The following is a 9,290-nucleotide window of genomic DNA, read 5'->3' as shown; positions in this document are numbered from 1 at the left end:
ACATCGACACGATCCTGTCAACGGGTACGAGCCCTGATGACTTAGGTGGTACAGGTAATAGCAACTGGATTCAGTTCTTGAGTGGCACTGCGATCAAGACAGGAAGTCTTCAGGGCACTGTAGATTTTGGTGCTGATGGGGATGCTGGCGCCGACTCGTTCACTTTTGTTGGAGACGCGGCGCAGCAACTGACAGATCTTGGCTTGTCTTCTGATGGGGATGCGGTTCAGTTCCAGCATGCACAAGTAGGCACAAATCTGACATTGATGATTGGTGTTGCAGGTGGCCGCCCGGTCATCGGCTTGCTTCTGAACAATGAGACCGGTGCATTTGAAGTGTTGCAAGCTGATCAGCTGGACCATGTGACCGGTAATGGTGAGAACACTGCCCTTCAGCTTCTCAATGGTGATGAGCTTGCTGCCATCGACTTTGGTTCTGTGATTATTGCGACAGATGGGGACGGGGACACCGTTGCTCTGGATGGCAAGCTGGATGTGACGGTTGTTGATGACATCCCAGCGCCAGAACTTTGGGTTGATGATCATATTCGCATTGACGAGACCGAGGGTGATCACAGTGATAATGTTCCGCCGAAGTGGCGCATTCGCAAGCTGTTTAAAGATGTTGACGAGAAGGGCAGTGATCCTGATCTGAGTGGTCCAATCTACGCGCGGAATGATGTTCTTGATTTCCATAAGAATGTTGGTGCTGATGAGCGCGGCAGTCATGAGCTGGTCTTCCGCATTGATAATGCAAATTCTGGTCTAACCACGACTGAAGGTTTGGCGATTACGCTTCATCTGGAAGATGGTCAGATTGTTGGCCGTGTACCAAACGGAGATGCTGCGTTTGCAATCCACTTGCATCAAAACGGCAAGGTCTCAATGGTTCAGTACATGTCCATTGAGCATCCGGACACCGGATCTTCTGATGAACATGTCTCGCTTGATGGCAAGGTGAGTGCAATCCTGACTGTCACCGATGAAGATGGCGATGCGGTTTCAACTGAGATCTCTGTCGGCAATCTTCTGACGTTTGATGATGATGGACCACGTGTGACTAATCAGCAGCAGGATGTGACTGTTGATGAGGACGACATCGACACGATCCTGTCAACGGGTACGAGCCCAGATTACTGGGGCCTTGAAGCTGATGGCAACTGGACTGAATTCTTGAGTGGTTCTGCGAATGCAGCGGGAGATCTTCAGAACACTGTTGACTTTGGTGCTGATGGGTATGCTGGCGCTGGCTCGTTCACCTTTGTTGGAGATGCGGCGCAGCAACTGACTGATCTTGGCTTGTCTTCTGACGGCGATGCGGTTCAGTTCCAGCATGCGCAGCTAAGTGCGACTATTACATTGATGGTTGGTGTTGCTGGTGGCCGTCCGGTTATTGGGCTGCTTCTGAATACCGAGACTGGTGAGTTTGCGGTGTTGCAGGCCGATCAGCTGGACCATGTGACTGGTAATGGTGAGAACACTGCCCTTCAGCTTCTCAATGGTGATGAGCTTGCTGCCATCGACTTTGGTGCTGTGATCATTGCGACAGATGGGGATGGGGACACTGTTGCTCTGGATGGCAAGTTGGATGTGACGGTTGTTGATGACATCCCAGCGCCAGAACTCTGGATTGATGATCATATTCGTATTGACGAGACCCAAGGGCCGCATAGTGACAACATTCCACCTTGGATCGGTTCTGATACATTCAAAGATGTTACAAATACAGGTGGCGATTTTGATTTGAATGGCCCCATCTATGCTCGAAATGACGTCCTGGACGGGTCCTTGAATGTAGGAGCTGATGAAGCCGGCAGCTACGAAGTCACTCTCGAAATTGCCAGTGATGGTGTTTCATCTGGTCTGTTTACGACTGAAGGTGATGAAATCTTTCTCTCTGAAGAGAATGGGCTGATTGTTGGTCGTCTTGCCGGGGGGGATGGCCGCCCTGAGGGACTAGCCGTTTTTGCTATCCATGTGCATCAAAATGGTGATGTGTCTATGGTTCAGTACATGTCTATCAAGCATCCAGATACGACATCTTCCGATGAGCATGTGTCACTTGATGGCAAGGTAACAGCAGTTTTGACTGTTACGGATGAAGATGGCGATGTGGTTTCCACGCAAGTGCAGATTGGTGAGCATCTGACGTTTGATGATGACGGCCCGTACATTCACGACTTCACCGTAACTGGTGAAACTGTAGAGCTGGATGAGACTGCAGGACAGCAACTTCATGAAGTTGTTGCTGTTCCAGATTCTGATATCAGTGCTTTGTTTGCCTCACTGGATAGTCAGGCTGCAAATGATCCGGACATGGAGACAATTTACGCTCACAATGTGAATTTGGTTGAAGCCAATATTTATATTGGGGCGGATGGAGTTGATGCTCCGGAAGTCACTCTGGAAATTGCGGCTCAAGGCACAGATTCTGGTTTGCAAACGACAGATGGCTCTCAAATCAACCTTTATACTGAGGGAGGTTTGATTGTTGGTCGTGCGGGTGATGCCAATGCTGCTGTTGTCTTTGCTGTCTCGATTGATGAGTACGGTAGCTTGAGTGTTGTTCAATACGCATCTTTGAATCATGTTCAGAGTGAGAACGACCATACGCTGGACTTGGCAGGCAAAATCTCTGCTGTTTTGACCTTAACTGATGGAGATGGGGATACAGACACCGCATTTGTCGATATTGGTGACAAGATCATCTTCCATGATGATGAGCCCACTGCCCCGGGAGCTGGTTCGAAGATCACAGTAAGCGAGGCAGATGATTTTGGCGTGGTGACTTCCGGTATGCTTCAGTTTGAAGATGGCTCAGATGGAGCTACCGTAACTGCTGCACGGATCGTTGATGATCAAGGATATGCACGCCGTATTGATCTGGAAGAACCTAAAGGTCAACGGAGTGACTTCCTGACTGTTGGCGGAGAGAAGGTCGTTCTTTCCAGCACGACAGCACCAGATGGTGTGATCACCATTGAAGGGGCCACTGAAACTGGCGGTGCTACCGCACTTACTGTGATTGTCCAGCCTGATGGGGCCTATGAATTTACTCAGCACCTTGGTTTTGATCACCCAGATGTTGGTGAGGCTGGTAGTGACGATCGTATTGATCTGCGATTGCGTTTCACTGTCACAGATGGGGATGGCGATACATCAACTGCGACAGCCGTGATCACTGTCGAAGATGATGAAGTTGTCCTTACAGGCGCGTCTCAAACAGCAACAGCGGATGAAGATGATATCGTCAACTTGAACTCTGGCGTGCAGGGGAATGCTCCTCGCGATGGGGAACAGGATGGTTCGACGACAGGTGAAAATGACAACAACGGACCGGCTTACTTGACTGATAATGTCAGTGCTCTTGTCGATTTTGGCAATGATGGCGGTGCGTTTGATATCTCAGCTGATGCGGTTGCGAGTTTAACACAGATGGCTCTCACTTCAGGTGGTGAACCGCTGTCCTATGTGGTGATTGGTGACAAGATTGTCGGTTACGTCGAAACTGATGGCAACACAGAGTACAGTTTCCAGAATGATCGCCCAGTGTTCTCGCTGGACCTGACATCTGACAGTGGTGATGTGGTCTTCAAGCTGTTTGATCAACTGGATCATGTTGCTGGCAATGGTGAGAATAATGTTCAGCAACCTCTAGTGATCGACTTTGGATCTGTGATTGATGCGGTTGATGGCGATGGTGACAGCGTTAATCTTGCTGGAAAATTCTCTATCAAGATTGTTGATGACATGCCTATCATCGATAGCAGCTCTTATGAGACAAACCTTGTTGTCAACGGTTCCTTTGAAGAGCCGGATATTGGGTCTTCCGGACATAAAGCCATCGATACAATGTTTGGCTGGATGTCAACCAATGGAACCAAATTTGAACTGCATTCCGACAGCTTCAGTCCATCATCTGATGGGGTTCAGTATCTGGAACTGGATAAGGATGGAGACGATTCTGGTGAAGTTGATGGTATCTACCAGAATATCCAGACGGAAGCGAATACACAGTATGAGTTGACGTTTGACCTTGCTGATCGGGCTGGTAATGGTCCAACCAGTGATGTGAGGGTGCTTTGGAATGGTGTTGAGGTTGGTGAGTACTCAACCAACAGCACTAATTGGACAACTATTACTCTCAATGTAGTCGGTACTGGTCAATCTGGTGGTGATCGTCTTGAGTTTATTGAGCTGACGGCACCCGACCAAAACAACGGTCTTGGCACCTATCTGGATGACATTCAGCTTCACAAAGTTGGGCTTGTAGTTGATGAGGCAGACCTTGCTAGCGGGAATGCAGAAGTCTCTGGCAGCCTGCACATCAATTGGGGGACTGATGATGCCGACAGTGATGTTTCTTCTCCTGTGCATGGTTCAGATCGCAGCGTTTCCTTTATCAATGTTACAGATGGGGAGCAGGCGAAGACTGGTGGCAACATAGCACTTGAATCAGCTGGTGCTCCTGTCTTGCTCCAAGCGTTTGGTGCAGTTCTGATTGGCTACACCGGTTTGGCTCCTGCGGGTGCCAATGATCTGAGCAATGCAGTCTTCAAAGTGACATTGTCTGATGATGGTTCAGGCACGTATACATTTGAACTGCTTGAACAGCTGGATCATGAAGGTGATGAAGGAGAAGATCTTTCTTTGTCCTTCGATTTTGAGGCGAAGGACAGCGATGGTGATAGCGTTGCTGGTGACTTTACCGTCAACATCCTTGACGATGTGCCAGCTGGTGCCGCTGATAATGTGATTGGCTCTGAAGATGTTGCATTCGATATCAATGTTCTGAGCAATGATGCTGTTGGGGCTGATAAAGACGCAACAGTTCTGCTTGAAAACGCTGGGGTTACTGTTGAGGGTGGCAGTGTTGTTGTAAACTCTGATGGCACTGTGAGGTACTCACCTGTTGCCGACTTCAACGGGCAGGATAGCTTTAGCTACCGTATTGAAGATGCTGATGGTGATGTTTCTGATGTGATCACTGTGACAGTTGATGTCACTCCAGTGAATGATCGTCCAGTCCTGACTGTTACAAATGTTCAGTCCAATTTTGCAGAAAACGGGGTCGGACCGGTTGCTGAATTTAGTGCCTTTGATGTTGATGGCGATGCGCTGACATACTCCTTGACGGGTGAAGATGCTCATTTGTTCGAAATCAGAGGCAGTGAAGTTTACTTCAAAGCTGCACCTGATTTCGAGAACCCGTTGGATGTGGACGTTGATCAAGACTACAACTTCAATATCGTTGCGAGTGATGGAACTGAAGACGCGAGCGAAGACGTTGAAGTGTCTGTGACAAATCAGGCTGCTGAACTTAATCTGTTCTTCAAGCCAGGTAGTTCGGACAAGCTCAAAGTTAGAGATGATTTTGAGGAGCACAACGGTTCCTACGATTATGGTCATGGACATAGCAACGGTGTTGTTACTTGGACTGGAGCGTGGACTGAGAACGGAAACCTTGATGGGGATTCCGATTATGGAGATGTTTATGTTCCGCAGCAGGGCGGAGCGATCTCCGGTCATCTTTACTTCCCGTCCTGGACACCAAATGGTGAGGGATCCGTTTCCAGATCGGTTGATCTGACGAATGGAGAAAATCTAAAGCTGGAGGTTTCAGTTGGGAACCGTCTGGAATTCGGTGATGATCAGTTCGATCTCTTGATTGAATGGGATGGCGGAAGCGCCCGTATCCCAATGTTTGATCAATCGACGCAGAGCAGAAGCGAAGTCATTACGATTGACATAAGCAATCTGCCTGGTTGGAACCCTTCTGAAACTACGATCACTTTTGAAGTGTCTGGTATGGAAGGAACGGACGATTATGCCCGAGTTCTCGATGTGAAGATCACTGGAGACAATGTTATTGATCCTACGACCGAGCATGACATTGACTTTACTCTTGGTGGGGAAGGTGTTGCGATTGCTGATATGCTTGGCGTTAATGATGTCGATAATGACACTTCCAAACATCAACTTTCCAGTGCAGTCATAACGCTAAAGAATTATCAGCAGGGGGATGCTCTGAGTTATCTCCCACAGGGAGCGTTCTCTGGTATCTCTGCCAGGGCAGCCGTCGTAGGTGGCAATCTGGTTCTGACCCTCTCTGGAGATGCAAGTTACGCAGCATATGTTGCGGCAATCAAATCCATTGAATTCAACACCTCTTCAGACATTGACACGAGAACTATTGAAATGGTTGTCAGCAATGGCGCTGAAGAAAGTGGTGTTGCAACCACAACGGTCAATGTGATTGAGAATGCGGATAATCTAAATACCATCGTTGTCGATTATAATGAGCCTGCTTATTCTCAGAACAAGTATTACGAGAATGATCCAGACAAGAACTCAGGGTGGCATTATCGCTTAAATGGTACCGATCAGAACGACAGAATTGAAGGGCAGGGTAACTGGCATAATGATCTGTCTGGTGGTGATGGCAATGATCTTTTGATTGGGGATGATTGGCATCCGTCAAGTAGCCGCAACTATTCTGATACGTTCAATGGTGGTGCGGGTTATGACCGGATGACCAGCGGTAGTGAAGATGATCTTGATGCATTCATCTTCGACGTTCTGGATGGAAGCTTTGATACAATCACCGACTTTGATGGTACGGCCCAGGGGGAAACAGATCAAAATGTTGATCGCCTCGATATTTCGGATCTCCTGAACAAGGCTTTCGGAGACGATGAAGTTGATGCTGCAGAAGCTGGACAGTACGTGAAGGTCCAGGAAAATGGTTCTGGAAGTGATGTGCTTGTTGATGTGGATGGGGCTGCCAATGGCGAGAACTGGTCGAAGATCGCTCACCTTGATAACATCAGCAATACAGACACCATTAAAGTGGTGCTGGATGATGATGGCTCTTATAGTCAAGTAGACGTTGTGGCCTAAGAAAAAGCCGGGTCTCATATGAGACCCGGCTTTTCGTATGTTTGTACAGTAAGTGCTCTACTGTTTGTTGAGCGATGGCTTACTGCCTCGCGTTTGCTTCGCGGACGACCCAGGCTGTCTGATCGCCATATATCGCGACAGAGTATCCTTCATACTCACGGATCAAAGCACCCAGCTCGCCGACAGCAAGGAGGCGGCTGCTTTGGTCGATGGACTGGCCGATTTTGTAGCGTTTGTTTTCGCTGTTCAAAACATAACGCTCGCCGATCAGGCTCGCTCCGGTGACAGTCAGAGACGGATATGAGAGGTCCCGCGTCAGGAAGCTGATGAAACCAGGGTTTCGCAAACTCTCTCTGATGAAGTTGGAGTAGGGGATCAAATCAATGTTGTTGCTTTTTTCTGATTTGATCAGGCAGTCGCGTGTTGCAGCTGGATTGACTGCAGCTTCCAAAATGTAGCGCTGGCGTTCCTCTGGAAACGTTGTGAGAGCGAGGCTTTCGCTGCTGCTTAGGATATCGAGCCACAGTACAGTCACAGGGATCTGTGAGACTGGTACTGAAAGATTTTCAGAGCAGAGAGCTCCCTCAGAGGGCGGCGTTACAAGCAAGGGCAGGAAGTTCTTTTTTAGCTCTTCAGGTATCACGCCTTTGGCCTTAGCGGATTCCATCCAAGCAAGGAACACGACTTCAGCTGCTTCGTTAAGCTCAGGATCGTCCAGAGCGACGTTTTGGAACCGGACATCTGCTTTACTTTGAGAGATTACGCTCTGTTGCTTTTCGCTTTTTGCTTCCAGCTTTCCGTTTGTCGTCTGTTGGCCTGCATCTGTTTCTTCTAACACTGTCGGCTGACTGGTTGGTGACGTTGATGCTTGAGCGGATGCAATGCCGATGCTACTTAGCAAACGTTCAGTTGCTTTTTGAAGCGGCGTTGCAGGTGCTTCAGGGCCAGTTTTGCGTTGTCCTGCCGCATTGCTCTTGGCGAGGCGGCTGGAAGATTTTTGATTTGGCTGGCTAGGTGCAAAACCGTCTTGCTGTTTGATTGCCCGCGCCAGTTCCAATACTTTGGTTTGGCGTTCTTCGACCGGTTCATTCGTGAGTGGATCAACAGCAGCAAGCAGGGGTTCAATACCGCCATCAAAGTTGGCTTTGAGATCTACGACTTGCCCGTTTTCCTGAACCAACTTGACGAGAGAACGCAGTGGAATAAACGTAGCGTACTGCCTGGAGTATGAGCGTAAGAAGCCAGACCAGCGATCAATGTCCTGGCTTGCTATGATACCGCTGACTTCAAGAGTTTCATCGTCGAGACGGAAGATGATGGTGTCATCAATCAAGGCACGCTTGGCCAGCTTGCGCACATCCAGAAGATAATCATCTGCAGTTTTGATGTTTGATGTTACGCCGGAGATGCCATTCAACCCGCGTAGGTCCGCGATTAGTTGGTCAGCACTTGTTTTATCGAGAACAGAACCGCTCAGGGTTAACTCTCCGTCATCCGCAAGTGCGAAGCTTACGTTGGATCCGCGAGATTGCAGATAACCAGCAATATCTTTTTTCAGTGTTTCGATGACGCGCACGCGCAAGCGGACAGGTACTTCAGTGCGTTCTACTGCCTCTGTGATTGCCCGGCGCTGAACAGGTTCGCTGACATAACCTGTCAGATAGATCTGATTATCCACGTCCTGACGCAGGCTCAACCTTTCTGCAAAGGGGAGGTCTGCCAGAGCGAGACGCACTGCATCAATGCCTCCATTCGGGAGGGCACTTGCTGTGCGAGGAGATATTTTACCTGAGCCAACGAGGTAAAAACCACCGAGAACGACGGCGCTTGCAACTGTTGCTAAAGCTATGCGTTTGCGGTGTTTTGCGATTGGAGCGAATATCGCGTCAACGTGCTTTGCGTTTTCGCCAAGGATTGAGTTTGCTGCAGAGTTCTCTGCTGTTTGCTCATCAACTTCATGGGGAGCATTCAATGCTTTGCTTAGCGTTGCCCATTGAGCGTTTTTGGCACCAAGTGCAATTTTGATGACACCAATGCTGATGACATCAAGAGGCTCAATCTCGACCCATTCGTCATTGCCACTACTTAGAGAGACACCGTTTTCTGTCCGGACATCTCCTGCCTTTGCAGAGATTTCGATTTTGTTGTCTTGCAGGCGTAGCTGCATATGGTTTGCGGCAACGCTCAGATCTGCCAGTTGCAAATCGTCGTTTCTGTCCGAACCAAGTGTATACTCACCCGGCTCGAGCATGACTTCCGCGCCAGCCTGTTGGCCTACAAGAATCTTGAGGATGAGTTTACCCATTCGCCGTCCCACCTAAACAAGCGCTGGAGTTCGCCAGATTGACTATTTGCCAAAAGCGAACTGGAAAATGCCATGGAATGTCAGCG

The 9,290-nt window shown here is 48.9% G+C and carries 2 protein-coding genes; one reads left to right on the top strand and one right to left on the bottom strand.

Annotated features, from left to right (window positions below):
- Nucleotides 1-77: 77 nt before the first annotated feature.
- Complete coding sequence (locus tag PsAD46_RS20935) at nt 78-6,899, top strand: DUF5801 repeats-in-toxin domain-containing protein (RefSeq protein ID WP_208981959.1); 6,822 nt, start codon at nt 78-80, stop codon at nt 6,897-6,899.
- 79 nt (nt 6,900-6,978) lie between these two features.
- On the opposite strand, the gene PsAD46_RS20930 is transcribed toward PsAD46_RS20935, so the two are convergent.
- Entirely contained in the window at nt 6,979-9,204 is a 2,226-nt protein-coding gene (locus PsAD46_RS20930) for an FHA domain-containing protein (protein WP_063307797.1), read from the bottom strand.
- Between the last annotated feature and the right edge of the window lie 86 nt (nt 9,205-9,290).

It is taken from the genome of Pseudovibrio sp. Ad46 (assembly GCF_001623065.1).
GTDB lineage: Bacteria > Pseudomonadota > Alphaproteobacteria > Rhizobiales > Stappiaceae > Pseudovibrio.
This window is presented reverse-complemented; position numbering and strand designations above follow the sequence as displayed.

Excerpts from the sequence above, each read along its gene's own strand:
- PsAD46_RS20930 (WP_063307797.1), bottom strand. The coding sequence starts at position 9,204 with ATGGGTAAACTCATCCTCAAGATTCTTGTAGGCCAACAGGCTGGCGCG.